General features: G+C 49.0%; 13 protein-coding genes and 1 pseudogene. 5 read left to right on the top strand and 9 right to left on the bottom strand.

Annotated features, from left to right (window positions below; all coding sequences use genetic code 11):
• Nucleotides 1-114: 114 nt before the first annotated feature.
• Nucleotides 115-228 (top strand): annotated as a pseudogene (locus ACK8NJ_RS20265) (Rpn family recombination-promoting nuclease/putative transposase); the annotation flags it as partial.
• Nucleotides 229-852: 624 nt separating this feature from the next.
• Here ACK8NJ_RS20265 and ACK8NJ_RS20260 read toward each other — a convergent pair.
• Nucleotides 853-2,265 (bottom strand): PLP-dependent aminotransferase family protein, encoded by a 1,413-nt coding sequence (locus ACK8NJ_RS20260; protein WP_000199311.1) that lies wholly within the window; start codon nt 2,263-2,265, stop codon nt 853-855.
• A 176-nt stretch (nt 2,266-2,441) separates the two neighbouring features.
• Between ACK8NJ_RS20260 and ACK8NJ_RS20255 the strand changes: the two genes are divergently transcribed.
• A complete protein-coding gene (locus tag ACK8NJ_RS20255) occupies nt 2,442-2,606 on the top strand; it encodes a DUF1127 domain-containing protein (RefSeq protein WP_000394263.1) in 165 nt (54 codons plus the stop codon).
• A 75-nt stretch (nt 2,607-2,681) separates the two neighbouring features.
• On the opposite strand, the gene ACK8NJ_RS20250 is transcribed toward ACK8NJ_RS20255, so the two are convergent.
• The 4 genes from ACK8NJ_RS20250 to ACK8NJ_RS20235 form a co-directional block, all read right to left on the bottom strand.
• Nucleotides 2,682-3,395, bottom strand: a complete 714-nt coding sequence (locus tag ACK8NJ_RS20250) for a hypothetical protein (RefSeq protein WP_059341565.1) — start codon at nt 3,393-3,395, stop codon at nt 2,682-2,684.
• Between the two features lie 64 nt (nt 3,396-3,459).
• Entirely contained in the window at nt 3,460-6,723 is a 3,264-nt protein-coding gene (locus tag ACK8NJ_RS20245; RefSeq protein ID WP_411961896.1) for a type I restriction endonuclease subunit R, read from the bottom strand.
• A complete protein-coding gene (locus ACK8NJ_RS20240; protein ID WP_247792854.1) occupies nt 6,720-7,991 on the bottom strand; it encodes a restriction endonuclease subunit S in 1,272 nt (423 codons plus the stop codon). Before ACK8NJ_RS20240 ends, ACK8NJ_RS20245 begins: the two co-directional genes overlap by 4 nt.
• Nucleotides 7,991-10,336, bottom strand: coding sequence for a type I restriction-modification system subunit M (locus ACK8NJ_RS20235; protein WP_411961895.1), 2,346 nt, complete (start codon nt 10,334-10,336; stop codon nt 7,991-7,993). Before ACK8NJ_RS20235 ends, ACK8NJ_RS20240 begins: the two co-directional genes overlap by 1 nt.
• Before the next feature lie 284 nt (nt 10,337-10,620).
• Between ACK8NJ_RS20235 and ACK8NJ_RS20230 the strand changes: the two genes are divergently transcribed.
• From ACK8NJ_RS20230 to ACK8NJ_RS20220, 3 genes are all read left to right on the top strand, one after another.
• On the top strand, nt 10,621-12,720 hold the full coding sequence (locus tag ACK8NJ_RS20230) for a GmrSD restriction endonuclease domain-containing protein (protein WP_115438138.1): 2,100 nt from the start codon (nt 10,621-10,623) through the stop codon (nt 12,718-12,720).
• A 43-nt stretch (nt 12,721-12,763) separates the two neighbouring features.
• Entirely contained in the window at nt 12,764-13,498 is a 735-nt protein-coding gene (locus ACK8NJ_RS20225; RefSeq protein WP_000208597.1) for a Fic family protein, read from the top strand.
• A 138-nt stretch (nt 13,499-13,636) separates the two neighbouring features.
• The gene (locus ACK8NJ_RS20220) at nt 13,637-13,939 is read left to right on the top strand and encodes a BrnA antitoxin family protein (protein WP_000063150.1); all 303 of its coding nucleotides are present in this window, start codon (nt 13,637-13,639) and stop codon (nt 13,937-13,939) included.
• 33 nt (nt 13,940-13,972) lie between these two features.
• Here ACK8NJ_RS20220 and yjiA read toward each other — a convergent pair whose 3' ends face one another.
• The 4 genes from yjiA to ACK8NJ_RS20200 form a co-directional block, all read right to left on the bottom strand.
• Nucleotides 13,973-14,929, bottom strand: coding sequence for a GTPase (yjiA, locus tag ACK8NJ_RS20215; RefSeq protein WP_076795804.1), 957 nt, complete (start codon nt 14,927-14,929; stop codon nt 13,973-13,975).
• 10 nt (nt 14,930-14,939) lie between these two features.
• Nucleotides 14,940-15,143 carry a YbdD/YjiX family protein gene (locus tag ACK8NJ_RS20210; protein WP_052973158.1) on the bottom strand — a complete coding sequence of 68 codons (204 nt, stop codon included), beginning with the start codon at nt 15,141-15,143 and terminating at the stop codon, nt 14,940-14,942.
• A 49-nt stretch (nt 15,144-15,192) separates the two neighbouring features.
• On the bottom strand, nt 15,193-17,343 hold the full coding sequence (gene btsT / locus ACK8NJ_RS20205) for a pyruvate/proton symporter BtsT (protein WP_001298933.1): 2,151 nt from the start codon (nt 17,341-17,343) through the stop codon (nt 15,193-15,195).
• Between the two features lie 392 nt (nt 17,344-17,735).
• Entirely contained in the window at nt 17,736-18,248 is a 513-nt protein-coding gene (locus ACK8NJ_RS20200; RefSeq protein WP_059341559.1) for a 4-hydroxyphenylacetate 3-monooxygenase reductase subunit, read from the bottom strand.
• Between the last annotated feature and the right edge of the window lie 12 nt (nt 18,249-18,260).

Here is an 18,260-nt window from a genome sequence, read left to right as displayed (position 1 = left end):
CAGGAAGGCGACAAGTGAGTGAATCCCCAGGAGCTTACAAAAGTAAGTGACTGGGGTGAATGAACGCAGTCGCAGCACATGCAACTTGAAGTATGACGAGTATATACCGCCGCGTTCCCGTTGGTGGATATCACTGTCGTGCCAGACGACGAGATTGTGCAGCATCGCAGAGTCGCCCTGTTGGAGTTGATCCAAAAGCATATTCGCCAGCGCGATCTGATGGGGCTTATCGACCAACTGGTACTATTACTGGTTACAGAGTGTGCTAATGACAGCCAGATAACTGCGCTGTTAAATTACATTTTACTGACTGGCGATGAAGCGCGTTTTAAAGAGTTTATCAGCGAACTAACCAGTCGAATGCCACAACAAAGGGAGCGAATAATGACGATTGCAGAGCGAATTCATAATGATGGATGGCTGTTGGGAAGGGAGAGGGGGAGGAAAGAAGGGAAAGTAGAAGGGGAACGGAGCCTCCTCCGATTGTTGTTGCAGAATGGGGCAGATCCTGAATGGATACAACGATATACCGGACTCTCGGCAGAGCAAATGCAGGCATTAGAGCAGCCCTTGCCTGAAAGCAAGCGCGATCCTTGGATCGAGTACTAATCAGAGACTGATGACAAACGCAAAGCTGCCTGATGTGCTACGCTTATCAGGTCTACATAACTAATTCAATATATTGAATTTTAAAGATTTTTGTAGCCTTGGTAAGGCGTTCACATGGCATCCGGCATGAACGAAGCGCATTTTGCCTAAGCCATGCTGGAACGTGGAGATGACCCTGCAAAGTTAAAACGAGTCACACGCTATTCGTGAGAGGAAATCAGGGGGCTCGCCACTATTTCGAATTCATTTCATTGCCCGATACACGGCCTCGCCAATTTGTTTTAGTGCTTCGCGATAGGTTTCGCTGAGCGGCAAAGCGCAGTTGATGCGCAGACAATTACGGTATTTGCCGGAAGCTGAGAAAATTGAGCCTGCCGCCACCTGGATTTTCATGCGGTACAGCTGCCGCGCGACGCAGACCATATCGACCTGTTCAGGCAATTCTATCCACAGTAAAAATCCGCCTTTCGGGCGCGTAATACAGATTTCGCAGGGAAAATATTCCCGTATCCAGCAGGTATAAAGCGCCAAATTGCGCTGATAGATCTGCCGCATCCGCCGGATATGGCGATGATAGTGACCTTCCAGCACAAACGTTGCCGCCGCCATTTGCGTGGACGGCACATTAAAGCTGCTGATGGCGTATTTCATATGCATCAGTTTATCGTGATAACGCCCCGGTGCGACCCAACCCACGCGCAGGCCAGGTGCAATGCTTTTACTGAACGAGCTGCACAACAGCACTCGCCCGTCGATATCCCAGGAATGAATGGTCCGCGGGCGCGGATACTCCGTTGCCAGTTCGCCGTAGACATCATCTTCAAAAATCACAATATCATGACGCTGAGCGAGAGAGAGAACGGCCCGTTTGCGCGCGTCCGGCATAATAAATCCCAGCGGATTATTACAGTTTGGCACCAGAATGATGCCTTTAATCGGCCACTGTTCCAGCGCCAGTTCCAGCGCTTCAACGCTGATGCCTGTTTCTGGATCGGTTGGGATTTCAATCACTTTCACGCCCATGCCACGCAGCATCTGCATCGAACCGTAATAACAGGGGGATTCGACCGCGACAATATCGCCCGGTTTACACACCGCCATTAACGCCAGCGACATCGAGTTATGGCAGCCGCTGGTAATGATGATGTCATCGGCGGTGACCACCGAGCCGCTGTCGAGCATCAGGCGGGCAATCTGCTCTCGCAACACTCGCTGACCGGCTAACAAGTCATAACCGAGAACGGTTTGCAGATTATGCTGCACCACCCGGCTTAGCTCCCGCCACAGCGGTTTCAGGCTGGGCGTTTCGACATCCGGCGTGCTTTTACTTAACGGAACAATGGAACTGTCGCTATGCGCCTCCAGCATATCCAGCACCTGATCCCACTGGGTAATTTCCACCGGGCGCTGCACCGGACGCGTCATCGGCGGTACTGGCGGCTGGGCTTTACGTTGTGCGACAAAATAACCCGAACGCGGCTGCGGAGTGATGAGCTTCATCGTCTCCAGCGTCTGGTACGCCTGCTGCACGGTGCTGATGCTGACGCCGTGCTCCTGACTTAAGCTGCGCACCGACGGCAATTTCTCCCCGTGACGATACAGCCCTTGCTCAATCCGCTCGGCAAGTAGAGTCGCCAGATGTTGATAACGCGTCATGCTGTATTCCTTATGTGGACCATACAGAGAGAAAAACCGGTACAGATGAGGCTAAAAAACCGGATGCAGATGCTGTTTTAACCTGTCTGTATGTTAAATAAAACTAATATTTGCATCTGTATTGTGAACTGCCAGAAGGCGGATGATGAAGCCTCTGAAAGATGAGGAGGCAGTCGATGGAATTTCATGAAAACAAAGCTAAAGCACCGTTTATTGGACTTGTGCAACTCTGGCAGGCGGTGAGGCGTTGGCGGCGGCAAATGCAGGCCCGGCGGGTGTTACAGCAGATGAGTGATGAGCGGTTGAGGGATATTGGGTTACGCAGGGAGGATGTGGAGTGAGGGGGGATGTTGAGAATAAATCAGGATATTAACTTTTTATATGTACCCAGGAAGAAACCAGGGTACATATAGATATTAGTTGAATTTAATATCAGCAATCAATTTTTTGATATAATCTTCTGGTTTCATCTTTGTTTTTTCTTTTATTTGCTGATAAGTTTCTTTCTTAATATTGATTTCAATTGTTTTATTTTTATTGATAATGCACGCAATTGGTAATAGTAGCAATAATGTAATGATTATAATTATAAGAATTATTTTTGAATTTCCATGTGAGTCCGATTCCTTCATTTTTTGGAATATTCTTCTCATGACTGGATTAACTGCTGAAGAAAACATAATCATAATGATAAAAACAGCCAAAAAATCTAATGTATATTTTGCGTAGTAACTTTCAGTATTCATCTCAAAAAACAGCAACCACGCCAGAGCACAAAACAATGTCATGCCAAAACATATAAATGAAATAATAAAGCCAATTTGTTGCGTTCTTTTATCAAGTTCAGAGAGAAATTTCTCACCAACTCTTTGACCTTTATAAGGTGAAATAAGTGTGTGGGCGGCATTGAAAAATACATTTGTGCAAATCAAAACAAAGAATATATTGATTGGCATAAATCCTATAAGTGTATAAAAGAAGAAGTCTTGTTGAAGATAGTACGGTAATTGATTATCAACTTCCATTAACAATGTAAATATAAAACCGAAAGAAACATAAAAAAACAAACCTTCTTCACGTAATTTTTTAATGTATTTTTTGAATTTAAAATCTTTAATCATCTTCAGCATAGCTATTCCTTATTGTAAACAATATGGCCGGGGTAGAAAGTGCGACCCCGGCTATCAACGTGTTTTATGTTGGCAAAGCAATTTTCCCCGTTAGCATATCAAACATCAGATAAGCAAAGCCCTTTGCCCGAGCTGGATCGGATAAATATTGCAACATAAATTCTTGCCGAGCGTCATTACTGTCCATTACAGCATTATCAACTGCCTGGAGGAAATCACCAAGAATCGCTTGTTCTGGCGGATTGTTTTTAATTTGTGTCATAACATTTTCATTTTCAGTTATTTTGTTATACACCGAAAAAGCATTGCTGATCATATCTTTGTCGGTCAAATGGTCGCTAATGAATAATTCATTCATCCGAGAAAGCACCTGCGATAAAAACTCCTCTTTTTTATCTTTCGCTTTTGCCGTACCAATATCATTACTTGCATCCAGCGTATAATCAGGCTTTTCTTCCTGTAAACGTAAATCTTGCTCATGGATTTTCGATAAACGATAGTGACTCATCTCTACATTACTGAGTTCAATTTCATCTTCATCCAGACGTTGCTCATGCAGCAGTGGGCGTAAATGGCGCGCAAACAGGCTTAGCTTTTCCAGATCCTTGTCATCGTACTCAACGATTTGCGACATAAACTCATAAAAGCGAACAAAGCTGCCGAGATCTTTCTTGAAAATCTCCAGACGATCTTTCTCCTGCTTACAGGCTTTAAAACTGTTTTCCGCATTGGTTATTAACACCGTATCGCCCGTTTTTTTAGTGCGCTCGAACATCTCTTTGGCGGTCAAATAGGCGTCTATTGCCATCAGATAACGCTTTTTCCAGCGTTCGACCGCCGGTTTACAGATATTACTGATCGCCGCATTCGATTTATTTTTGATGAAGTACGCCTCGCAGAACTGCTCGACTTCATGCCACTGAAAAATCTGCGTGGCGCGCAGTTTTTCAAACAGATCGAATACCTGCTGCGGATCGCTGACATCGGTCAGTTCCGCCGTCTGGAAATAGGGCTGGAATGCGCCGAGGATCTCGTCCGGATCATTATAAAAATCGAGGACAAAAGTGCCCGATTCCGCTTTGCCCGGATAGGTGCGGTTCAGGCGGGAGAGTGTCTGCACGCACTCGACGCCACCGAGGGGTTTATCCACGTACATCGCGCACAGCTTCGGCTGGTCAAAACCGGTCTGGAATTTATTGGCAACCAGCATGACCTGATAATCATCGCTGTCGAAGGCTTTGCGCATATCCCGCCCTTTCAGGCCGGGGTTCATGTTTATTTCAGTAAATTTCTGGTTTAACAATGCCTGGCTGTTATGGTCGCCTTCCTGGAATTCTACTTCCCCGGAAAACGCCACCATTGCGCTGATTTTCTGGTAATTGTTCTCGCTAATGTATTTATCAAATGCCAGCTTATAGCGCACGGCTGCTTTACGCGAACTGGTGACCACCATCGCTTTGGCCTGGCCGCCAAGCAGATGCATCACATGTTTGCGGAAGTGCTCCACAATCACCTTCACCTTCTGCGAGATATTGTAGTCGTGTAGTGTCACCCACTGGTTGAGCTTTATCTTTGCCTTCTTGCTGTCGACTTCGCGGTCCTTGTCTTCCAGCTTTTGCAGCAACTGATACGCCACTTTGTAGTTGGTGTAGTTTTTCAGTACGTCGAGGATAAAGCCTTCTTCAATTGCCTGGCGCATGGAGTAGACGTGGAAGGCCTCAGGTTTATTGGTTTTTGAGGCTGGTTCATCGGGACGCGGACAGCGGCCAAAGAGTTCCAGGGTTTTGGATTTTGGCGTGGCGGTAAAGGCGTAGTAGTTCAGATTACTGCTGCCTTTCCGGGCGGCAATGGTCGCATCCAGAATATCTTCTGACGACAGTACCACGTCATCATCCATCTCTTCGCTCATCAGCACTTCTTTAAGCTGACGGGCGGTAGAACCGCTCTGCGAGGAGTGTGCTTCGTCAGCAATCACCGCGTATTTACGCTGTTTCAGGCTGACGTTGTTTTCGATAGCTTTCAGCACGAACGGGAACGTCTGAATGGTGACGATAATAATTGGCTGCGAGTTTTCCAGCGCGCTGGCGAGCTTTTCCGATTTGGAACCGTCGCCCTCTTTGTTATTGATGCGCCCGACCACGCCGTCGGCATGTTCGAACTGATAGATGGTGTCCTGAAGCTGGTCGTCCAGCACTGTGCGGTCCGTCACCACGATAACAGAATGAAACTGTTTTTCCCCGTTTGCGTCGTACAGACGAGAAAGCTGGTGGGCGGTCCAGGCAATGGAGTTCGATTTACCGGAACCGGCGCTGTGCTGAATCAGGTATTTATGGCCGGTGCCTTCGACCGTCGCGGCCTCCAGCAGTTTGTTGACCACATCCCACTGGTGATAGCGCGGGAAAATCAGGCTCTCTTTCTTCGCTTTCAGCCCGTTCCACTCCTCTTTTTCTTCAATCTGCAAATGGACAAAACTGGCGAGGATTTTTAATAAGTTGTCCGGCAGTAGCACTTCATTCCACAGGTAATCGGTGGCGTAGCGGTGGGTATCTTCAGGGATCTCATTGCCCGCGCCGCCGTCTTTGGTACCTTTGTTAAACGGCAGGAAGAAGGTGCTGTCACCCGCGAGTTTGGTGGTCATAAAGACGTCATACTGGCTGACGGCAAAATGTACCAGCGCGCCGCGCTTAAAGGTCAGCAGCGGTTCGGGTTTATTGGTCGCGGGATCTTTCGGCAGGCGGGTTTTTTTATACTGCGCAATGGCATTCTGCACCGCCTGTTTAAATTCGGATTTCAGCTCCAGCGTGGCAACCGGCAGGCCGTTGATAAACAGCACCAGATCGATACGCCATTTTTTGGCTTTCACGCCCGTTTCTGCAAAGACGCTATTTGAGGCATACGGGCTGTAGACCAGTTCCGGCACAATACGGCAGATATTCTGCTGATAGCGCGCCAGCGTTTCCGGGTTGAGATTATGTTCCGGTTTAAACTGACACAGCAAAAAACGGGCATTGCGAATTTTCAGGCCGTGGCGAAGTACGCCGAGCGTACCCCTGGTGCGCGACTGAATATCGGTGGCGTTGCTGTCAGCTTTTTTTAGCTGCGCAACCAGCGCGTCGAGGAAATGGCGTTCGGTGTCGCTGGGGTAAACGCGGGTGAATTTCTCCCACTCTTGCGGTTGGGTGGTCTGCACGAAGTTTAAGGTGTCTTGTGCGTACAGCGCACGTTCCCGGTCGTAGCCGTCACCTTTGCCGACAATCCAGCCTTTTGTCACCATCTGGGCGATGATGTCGTTTTGCAGGTTCACCTCTTTTGTAATGTCGTGGCTCATGCGCTGACCTCCGTGGGGGTTTCCGCTTTGGGGATGGGGGCGGTCCAGTTGCGTAGGTCTATTTTGCCGGTGACGGCGGCGGAGATAAGGGCGGTGCGGCGTTCTTTTAGGAGTTCAATATTATCTGTACTATGCTCAATCAATTTTTTATCTAGAGAAATATATTTAGATATATAAGTTCCGATATTTATTTGCTCTTGATATGGTGGGATTGGAATATATAAATCAGTAATTCTTTCAACCGCAAGCCCCGGTTGTGCAGCAGAAACTGAATATTGGTTTAAGTTCATTATTCTTAATAATTCTCCTAACCATATTGTAACAGCTCTTTCGTTTGGGGTGACAACAACAGCATGTTCTGAAGCCCAAAATTTTCCAATTGCGTAATTTATATTTCCGCAAAGAGCACCTTGTCTACCAATAAGAACATATTCACCATTGTGTGTAAAATGAGAATAATATCCTCTTAATCCATTTCCACCATAAACAGGATAGTTTCCTTCTGGTTCTATTGAATTGCTGGTTATAAAATCACCACTTTTCAAATTAGCAAACCATTTTAACTTGCATATGTGCCAGTGTTTCGGAACTTCACCCAACCACTCAACCCCAGAATCTTTCATCGGCACATCAGGATTTAGCCCTTTGGTCACCGCATGGCTAATCACTGCCTGACGTTTTTCTTTCAGTAGTTCAATCAGTTGTTGTTGTTTTTCGATCAGGTTATCGATTTTTGCTGTTTCATAGTTGAGAAAATTTGCAATGTTTTCACTCTCGCTGCCAGGAATTTCAGGGAGTAGTATATTTTTCATCTCGGAGGCATTAGTGCTCCACAGGTCTGCTACGATTCCTTTCCCATAGCGATAAAATTCTTCCTGGAAGGGATAGCTTCGGAGTAGGTGATGGGCAAAATTGACATTTATTTTTTTTGGTTGCATGACTATGCTAATTAATGAAACAGAGCCATTTAACTGAGATACACCGGCTGAACCTTTTCTATCAGAACGACTATTTATTACAAAATCATCTTTTAAAACTAATTTACGATTGTCTCCAGCATCCGTTTTAGCTGCTGTTTCAAGCTGAGGAACAATCCCTTGCATTGTGACTGATAATGCAGGGAAATCCTTATCACTAACCTTTTCTCTACGTTCCTCAAAAAAATGTCCTAACCGTTTTATATTCCAATGGACTGGAATCTCCCCCAACCACTCCACCCCAGAATCCCTATACTCCGGATACGCCTGATATTTATTTAACCCCGCCATCAGGAATGTACCTCCTGCAACAGTTTCATAATCTCAGCGCTTACCGCATCCAGGTCCGCATCAATTTCTTCCAGCGGCCTTGGCGGCTGATAAACATAAAAATGACGATTAAACGGAATTTCATACCCCACAATCCCGATATCCCCATCTTTCGCATCGCGTTTATCGGCGTTAATCCACGCATCCGCGGCGTGCGGTAACACTTCTGCTTTGAAGTAACCCTCGATCAACTCGCTGGTAGATACAGACGGATTTAACGGCACATTCTCGTTATCACGCAGGTCGCCATCCGGCTCAAACTCCACAACCTTTCCTTGGTACTCAAACGCGCCATACAGCGGTTGGGCCGCTTCTTTCAGTACCTTACTGATAACCGGCTCGGCGTCCGGGTTTTTGCGGGTGATAGCATCGATAAACTGCTTGTTCTCTTTCGCATCCAGCTTCACGCCTGCGGTTTTGAGCGCCTCTTTCAGCGTCAACTGGAACTGATTAAAGTCATTGCTAACGGTGTCTTTGCCGCCCGCCTGCATACCCATCGCCGCCTGAATACGCCGCGCTTTTTCCATTAACCCGCGCTGGGCCAGCCATAATTTGCTGTCGAGCAGATCTTTAATTTGCTTCTCTTTCAGCTCGCTAAAATCGGCTTTAAGAATGGCGCGGGCTTCACTTTCTACCGCTGTTAAGTCGCCGTAATGACCGTCCTGCCACTGGAAAGCAAAGGCGTCATACAGTTGCGCCATCGGAGCGATAAACGGCTTCGGCGCAAAGCGCAATGTGGCAATGGCGCCATCACTTATCTGAGCCGACAGGCGCAACGGGCGCTCAACGGTGATGCGACGATAGCCAAACTCGGTGCTGTGAAAGACTTTGCTGGCAAAAGTTTTTGCCGCCTCGGTTTTGGTTGTTGCGGGCTGGCGTCCCCGGCTGGATTTTTGTTCGGGTGCTTTCTCCAGGCCTAACGCCGCAAGCGTAGTGGTGGCAACGGGTTCGAAATCGCCAAACGTGCGGGTGATTAAACCAATATCCTCGTCTCCGAGAATATTGCGTTTTGACCCCAGCGATTTACGCATCTTGCCGCACAGGTTGCTGCCGTCGATAAGCTGGACTTTGCCTTTGCGTTCTGGCGCTTTTTTGTTAGACAGCACCCAAACATAGGTAGCGATACCGGTGTTGTAAAACATATCGGTAGGCAGGGCGATAATGCCTTCCAGCAAATCCGCTTCCAGAATGTAGCGGCGGATCTCGCTTTCACCGCTGCCCGCGCTGCCGGTGAATAATGGGGAACCGTTAAGAATGATGCCGATCCGCCCGCCACCGCTTTTGGCATCGCGCATTTTGCTGATCAGGTGCAGCAGAAACAGCAACGAACCGTCAGAGACGCGGGGCAGGCCGGGGCCAAAGCGACCATCAGCACCTTTGAGTTTGTGCTCGTTGTTGATGTCGGTTTCTATCTTTTTCCAGTCCACGCCGAAAGGTGGATTAGAGAGCATGTAATCGAATTTTTCTGCGGGGAGCTGATCGTTGGAAAGGGTGTTGCCGAGTTTGATAAGGCTGACATCCTGGCCCTTAATCAGCATGTCGGCTTTGCAGATGGCGTAGGATTCCGGGTTTAACTCCTGACCAAACGCGCGCATCACGGCATTGGGGTTTTGTTTGTGGACGTACTCCATGCCGGAGGAGAGAAAGCCGCCGGTTCCCGCCGTTGGGTCGTAAATGGTGCGAATGATACCGTCTTTATTGAGCGCATCATCATCATCGAAAAACACCAGCGAGGTGGTCAGATTGACGATATCACGCGGGGTAAAGTGTTCCCCGGCGGTTTCGTTAGAACTCTCTGCAAAACGTCGGATCAGCTCCTCAAACACCAGCCCCATGTCGTGGTTGGTGACGCGCCCGGGGTATAAATCTGCTTTAGCGAATATTTGCACCACTTTGAACAGTAAGTTTGCATCCGCCAGCTGTCCGACAAACTCGCTGAACTTGAAGTGTTCGAAAATTTCGCGGGCATCCGAAGAGAACGACTGGATGTAGTTTTCCAGGTTGTCCTGTATGCCATTTTGCCCCATTTTGCTGAGATCCATCGCTGAGGCATTGAAGAACGTGAGGCCATTAGTCGCCCGCAGGATCATTTTCTCCTGGGCTTCCTCCGGCAGTTTCAAGGCTTTTACTTTTTGCGCCTCGGTAATGACCGCGTCTTTCGTTGTTTCGAGTACGCATTCCAGACGACGCAAAAGGGTAAAAGGAAGAATAATTCGTCCATATTGTGATTGTTTAAAATCGCCGCGTAACAGGTCGGCGACAGACCACAGGAAGGCTGCAATCTGGCTGAAATTAGTTGATGACATAAAAAGCATTCCTTGCCCTGAAAAAGAGGGGGATATTCAATGTGAAGTGAATGCTTTGTTATATCAAACTATTGCTGTGATGATCAAAAACACGATCATTTTCAATACGTTATAAATATGAATTGGAAATATTAATTGTTCTAATGAATGCGTGTTGAGGTGTTTCTTAATATATTTTGATTTATCCTGGAATGGTATTTTTGCAGAAACAAAGACGCTAACTTTTATTTTTTATTCGCAGCATAATGACGCCGTTTGCCAGTGCAATTTGACAGGAGTCATTCATGAAAGCCACCGAAGCCCGATTACTCGATTTTCTAAAACGCTCTCAGCAATTCGTTATTCCCATTTATCAGCGTACTTATTCATGGTCAGAGGAACAGTGCCGCCAGCTCTGGGACGATGTAATACGTGCCGGGCAGCGTGATGATATCCCGGCGCATTTTATCGGCTCGGTGGTGTATATCGAACAGGGCCTATATCAGGTTTCGGGGATCTCTCCCTTACTGGTGATTGACGGTCAGCAACGCCTGACAACGGCGATGTTATTGCTGGAAGCGTTGTCCAGACACCTTGGCGATGACGAGGTGATGGATGGTTTCTCCGCCATGAAATTACGAAACTATTATCTGCTCAATCCGTATGAATCGGGCGAGCGTGGATTTAAGTTACTGCTTACGCAAACGGACAGAGAGAGCCTGCTGGCATTGATTAGACAAAAACCGCTGGCAGAAAATTGCTCTCTACGCGTGAAAGAGAATTTTGAGTTTTTCCATGAGCAAATAGGCAAACTCCACGGCAATTTCACCGCGTTATGTCAGGGACTTTCCAAACTGCTGATTGTGGATGTCGCCTTGAATCGCGGTCAGGATAATCCGCAACTAATCTTCGAAAGCATGAACTCAACAGGAAAAGCGCTGAGTCAGGCGGATCTGGTTCGCAACTATGTTCTGATGGGGCTGGAGCCAGAACATCAAAGCCAACTGTACGACGATTACTGGCGGCCCATGGAGCTGGCGTTTGGTCAGAAGGGATACACTGACTATTTCGACAGTTTTATGCGTAATTATCTGACGGTAAAAACAGGTGAGATTCCGCGAATTGGTGATGTCTATGAAGCCTTTAAACGCTATGCGCGAAAACCAGGAGTGATGGATCGCGGGATGGAGGCGCTGGTTGCGGATATTCGTACGTTTGCTGACTATTTTTGTGCGATGGCGCTGGATAGCGAAAAGGATAAAACCTTAAAGATGGCATTTCAGGATCTACGCGAGCTGAAAGTCGATGCTGCCTGGCCGTTCCTGTTGGTGCTTTATCATGACTATAAACAGGGAATTCTTTCTGCCGCGGATTTTTTAAGTGCCACGTGTTTAATTGAGTCGTATATCTTCCGGCGCGCAGTCTGTGCCATTCCCACTAACTCATTTACTAAAACCTTCGCCACGTTTTACAAAGTGCTGGATAAAGAGCGTTATCTGGAGAGCATTGCGGCACATTTGCTGGAACTGCCTTCCTACCGTCGTTTCCCGGATGATGATGAATTTCAACGTGAACTGAAAACTCGCGACCTCTACAACTTCCGTAATCGCAGCTATTGGCTACGTAGATTTGAAAACCACGATCGTAAAGAACGGGCCTATGTTGACACTTATACGATTGAACATATCATGCCGCAGAACCCTAATTTATCGGCGAAGTGGCGCGATGACCTTGGTCCGGAATGGAAGCGAATCCATAAAAAGTGGCTCCATACGTTGGGTAATTTAACGTTAACTGGCTATAACTCAAGCTACAGCGACCGTCCATTTGCGAAGAAGCGAGATATAAAAGGTGGCTTTAAGGAAAGTCCATTACGCCTGAACACGGGGTTAGGGCAATGTGAAATATGGGATCGTGCAGCGATACAAAAGAGAGCGGAACGTCTGTCCGAGCTGGCAATAGACGTCTGGGCGATCCCCAAACTTTCGGAAGACGTGTTGGCTCGTTATCGCACCGTCGTTGAACGAGGAACGGGATATGTCCTTGCTGATTTCCCGCAACTTGAAGAAGGTACGCACATCCGCGTACTTTTTGACAGCCTTTCTGATGCCGTTATGACGCTGGACGCTGGGGTTACGCGAGAAATATTGAAGCTCTATGTTGCCTTCAAAGCGGAGACGAATTTTGTTGATGTGGTGCCGCAAAAAAGTCGCTTACGTTTATCACTAAATATGCCATTCCATGAACTGGTTGACCCAAAATGTATGGCTAAAGATGTCACAGATATAGGCCGTTGGGGCAATGGCGATGTTGAAATAGGTTTCAGCGATCTTTCTGAGCTTCCTTATGTGATGGGATTAATTCGTCAGGCATTTGAAAAGCAGATGGATAACGCGATGGTTTAATATGGAATAATATCCTCTTTACCATGCAATCAAGGATCCTCTAATGACAACCAAACTACTGGACCTGAGCTGGAATGCAAATGCCATCCCGGCGATGCAAATTGTCGGTACGCGCGCAGCCTTATTTACCTTCAAAACGCATATGGCTGGGTTTGTCTGGGATGCCGCGCAACTGGAAAATAACCCCTATACCTTTGTTGAAGTTAAAACGTTGCTCGATGGCGTCACTGTTGGCGGGCATAAGGTCAGTGATACTGAGCAGGTGTTGAACCTGGCAGATAGCGCAAAAAAACTGATTGAACTTGTGCAATTCGGGCGTTTTGACCTTGATAAGAAAACGTTCACGTTACTTAACGGCATTATTGCGCGTAATGAGGCGCTGGAGTGGGGCGTTTTTCGCGGCGAAGGTGAAGAGTTACATTACAATGCGCGCGTTCATCTCGGTGAACTGGGCACTCATTTTCCACCAGCCACTGAAGCAGGTGCACCTGAACTGAATCGAATATTCGCCGCAGGTGTGGCACAAATAAAAGAGATGCCACCATTCGAAGGGGCGCTGGCAATGTTTTTATTTGGTGCTTATTTTCAGTTTTTCTTTGATGGCAACAAGCGTACCAGTCGCCATATGATGAACGGCTGGTTAATGCGCCACGGTTACAATCCCATTAGTGTACCCGCAGCTCGTGCGCTGGAGTTCAACAGCAAAATGGTGCGCTTTTATCACAGCAAAGATGCCAGTGAAATGATGGCATTTTTGGTGGATTGCTATCAGGTTTGAATAAGTGCTGGATGGTGTCCCAATGCTGCCATCCATCCCCTTCATATCAACTTCCCTATCTTTTCCTAAAACGTGATGCTATTTCCAACATTCGAATCATCAGTGCACGAAAAGCAGATCGTAAAGAGAGGAGTCGCTATGAGCATGGTTAAACATAAACGAGGGACACCCTCTACACTCGATGTGCAGCATGAGGCCGAACTGAAGGCGCTGGCGAATAAATCCGACGAAGATATTGATTACAGTGATATCCCACCTTCCAGCGATGAGCAATGGTCTAACGCAGAACGCGGTAAGTTTTATCGGCCATTGAAAACCCAGGCTTCGGTGCGTATTGATGCTGATGTGATGGAATGGTTGAAGCGACCAGGTAAAGGCTATCAAACTCGCCTGAACGCAATTTTACGTGAAGCGATGCTGCGCGATCAGAACAAAAAATAATTCAGGCCGCCACATGGCGGCCATCATCCAAAATTACTTCCTCAACCCAGCAAACGCCGCCCGAATCTTATCCTCCGGCAGCTGAATCCCGATAAACACCATCGTGCTATGCGGTTTTTCATCGCCCCACGGCCTGTCCCAGTCGGCGCTGTAGAGGCGCTGGACGCCCTGGAACAGCAGGCGGTTAGGTTCGCCGTCAATCCACAGCATCCCTTTGTAACGCAGCAGTTTATCTGCCGACTCCAGCAGCAGGTTTTCCATCACGCGGGAAACTTCGCTGATATCTACCGGGTAATCCAGTTCCACCACAATCGACGAAATATCGTTTTGTTTATCCGCGATAAAGTGGAAACGCGGTTTGGTGCTGACGACGTTCTCTTCCAGCATAAAACCGTTGGTGTTGAACAACAGGCCCAGGTCGATGTCGCCGTGAGTGACGGTGTAGACCGGTGCACGGGCGTTGATGCGTGCCAGGCGTTCGCGCAGTTTTTCTGCTTCACCTGCGACGTCGGTTTTAGTCAGCAGAATACGGTCGGCGTAGCCAACCTGGGACTGGGCGATGGTGAACTGGTTCATCTGCTCATCGGCATGTACCGCATCCACCAGCGCAATCACCCCGTCCAGCAGGTAGCGCTGGCATAAAATCTCATGGGAGAAAAAGGTCTGAATAATCGGGCCAGGATCGGCCATGCCGGTGCATTCAATGACCAGACGGTCGAACTGAATATTGCCCTTGTCGAGATTATCCAGCAGGTCGAGTAGTGCGTCTTCCAGCTCGTTGGAGCGCGAACAGCAGATGCAGCCGTTGGTCAGCGTTTTGATCTGCGTGGCGCGGTCGCCAATCAGTTGATCATCAACGGAGACTTCGCCGAATTCGTTTTCAATCACGGCAATCTTGTAGCCGTGTTGTTCGTTAAGAATATGGCGCAGCAGGGTGGTTTTTCCCGCGCCTAAAAAACCGGTAAGTAGGGTAACTGCAATCGGGTTCATGCTCTCTCCATTAACAACAGCGCATACCGCCTTTACCATCGCCGCTGTAGCGCGCGTTCTGGCGTTCGCGGAAGAATTCTTCATAGCTCATGTACGGCTTGTCGGGATGGTTGGTCTTCATATGCTCGACGTAGTTGTCGTAGTCTGGAATGCCAATCAACATCTTCGCCGCCTGGCCGAGATATTTTTTTGCCTGTCCTAAGTTACCAAACATAGTTCACTCTGATAAGAACAAAGCCCCGCCGAAGCGGGGCTAAACACGGTTAGTGGTGCGAAGAGATCTTCACGCCGCCTTCCGGGATTGGAACGTACGGTGTTTCTTTGTCAGTACGTTTGTCGCTGTTACGCACCGCAAGCCAGGTTTTGAAACCGTAGAAGATGATGCTGTACACCACAATCAGGAACAGAATACTCAGGCCTGCGTTGGTGTAGTTGTTCACAACGATGTGGTTCATGTTGGCAATCTGCTGCGCCGTCAGGTCAGTACCATTAGCAATCTTCTCTTTGTACTGGCTTGCCATGTAGAAGAAGCCTTCCATCTGCGGGTTGGTGCTGAACAGTTTCAGGCCCAGCGCCCAGGTGGTGCAGATAAGCAGCCATACAGCCGGAACAACAGTTACCCAGATGTATTGGGTGCGCTTCATCTTAATCAGCACAACGGTACCCAGTACCAGCGCCACGGCTGCCAGCATCTGGTTGGAGATACCGAACAGCGGCCACAGGCTCTTAACGCCGCCCAGCGGATCGACCACGCCCTGATACAGCAGGTAGCCCCACAGACCCACACAACCCGCAGTACCGATGATACCGGCAACCAGAGAGTCGGTTTTTTTCAGGAACGGGATGAAGTTACCCAGCAGGTCTTGCAGCATAAAGCGGCCAGAACGGGTACCCGCATCCAGCGCGGTCAGGATGAACAGTGCTTCGAACAGAATACCGAAGTGATACCAGAAGCCCATGTCAGCCATCGGCAGCACTTTGTGGAACACGTGCGCGATACCTACCGCCAGTGTCGGCGCACCACCTGCACGGTTCAGGACAGAAGGCTCACCAATGTCTTTCGCGGTTTGCAGGATCTGCTCTGGCGAAATCACGAAGCCCCAGGAGCTGACGGTCGCCGCCGCATGTGCGGTAACGTCTTTCAGCTGCGCCATGATGATCGGCGCGTTTTCGCCACCCATTTCATGCAGGTTAGGCATGGTGATGCCAAGGCCAGCAGGCGGGGTATTCATCGCGAAGTAAAGACCCGGTTCGATGATGGACGCAGCAACCAGCGCCATAATCGCCACGAAGGACTCCATCAGCATTGCGCCGTAGCCAATGAAACGCGCGTCGGTTTCATTAGCCAGCAATTTCGGCGTTGTACCGGAAGAGATCAGCGCGTGGAAGCCAGATACCGCACCACAGGCGATGGTGATGAACAGGAACGGGAACAGAGCGCCTTTCCACAGCGGGCCAGTACCGTCAATGTACTGGGTCATCGCAGGCATTTTCAGTTCCGGGTTCAGCACCACGATACCCAGCGCCAGGCCGACGATAACACCGATTTTCAGGAAGGTTGCCAGATAGTCGCGCGGTGCGAGGATCAGCCACACCGGCAGCAGTGCGGAAACAAACGCATAGCCAATCAGCGCGAAGGTAATGGTGGTGTCTTTAAAGGTCAGTGCCGGACCCCAGTACGGATCGTGAGCAATCACGCCACCGAAGTAGATAGAGGCAACCAGCAGCACGATACCAATGACAGAGACTTCACCCACACGCCCCGGACGGATAAAGCGCATGTAGATACCCATAAACAGCGCAATCGGTACGGTTGAGCAAACGGTGAAGACACCCCACGGACTTTCGGCCAGGGCTTTAACCACAATCAGCGCCAGGACGGCGAGGATGATGATCATGATTAAGAAACAGCCAAACAGCGCGATAGTCCCCGGTACTGGCCCCATCTCTTCTTTGATCATCTCACCGAGAGATGCGCCGTTACGGCGAGAGGAGATAAACAGCACCATAAAGTCCTGAACCGCACCGGCCAGCACTACCCCCGCCAGCAGCCACAGCGTGCCAGGCAGGTAGCCCATCTGCGCGGCGAGCACCGGACCAACCAGCGGACCGGCACCGGCGATAGCGGCGAAGTGGTGACCAAACAACACGTAACGGTTGGTCGGAACGTAGTTCAGACCGTCGTTGTTAATAACCGCAGGCGTCGCGCGCGTGGGGTCGAGTTTCATCACCTTCTGGGCGATGTACAGACTGTAGTAGCGATAAGCCACCAGATACACCGACACAGAGGCGACCACGATCCACAGGGCACTGACGTGCTCCCCCCGACGTAATGCAACTACCGCGAGGCAGAATGCACCGATGATTCCGAGAATCACCCAGGGTATGTGCTTGAATAGTTTTTTCGTATCCATAGTAAAACCTGGCATTTTACTCGTCGTCTTTTGGCTTACAGGTGCGGCAGCTGCGTTCGTTCACCCCTGTCACTTACTGTTGTAAGCTCCCGGGGATTCACTCACTTGCTGCCTTCCTGCAAACCAAAATCCATAGAGTAATTTGTTAATCATAGGCCGAAGCCGTTCTAGGTTTGCGTTGCGTTTGAGGAGGTAAATTGACCGCTATCCTGCAGTGATGTTGCCAGAGATACGCGCGCGTAAAGTAAGGTAAATAACTGAGTGGTTATTTTAGGGATGTAAGCGGTCAGGAATGGCGGTGAGCGGTTGGGCAAGAATTATTCATCGGGTGGATATGTGATTGAGATCACAATAAAAATGCCCCTTCGACGAATGCGTGAAGGGGCTGGAGCTTAAATCGCAGCTTCCATTTCCAGCATCACCGGATGGAAACGGCGTTTAAAGTAGATAAGTCCGTGACCTTCTGCACTGAGGATGATGTTTTTAATCTCCACCAGATACACCAGATGTGTGCCAATTGCCTGCACATCGCGGATCTCACCTTCAAGACTGGCCAGCGAACCTTTTAGCACCGGCTGCGCCAGCGGACCTTTTTGCCAGCATGAGAGGCTAAAACGCTCTTCCATCGCCATGCCTGTCATGCCCGCGAAGTGGCGTGCCATCAGTTCCTGCTCATGGTTGAGGACGTTGACGCACAACTGGCCGTTGCCCTGAAAAACCGGGTTCATCGCACTGTTGGCGTTAATGCACACCATCAGCGACGGTGGTGTATCCGTGACCGAGCAGACGGCCGTTGCCGTAATCCCGCATTGTCCGGCGTCGCCCTCGGTGGTGATAATATTTACCGCTGCCGACAGGCTGGCCATCGCGTCACGAAAGCGCAGGCGTTGTTCATCTAATTGCATCTTAACCTCCTG

The sequence above is a fragment of the Escherichia sp. F1 genome (assembly GCF_046764225.1).
Lineage (GTDB): Bacteria > Pseudomonadota > Gammaproteobacteria > Enterobacterales > Enterobacteriaceae > Escherichia > Escherichia coli.
The sequence above is the reverse complement of the archived record's forward strand: the minus strand, read 5'-3'. Positions and strand labels throughout refer to the sequence as shown.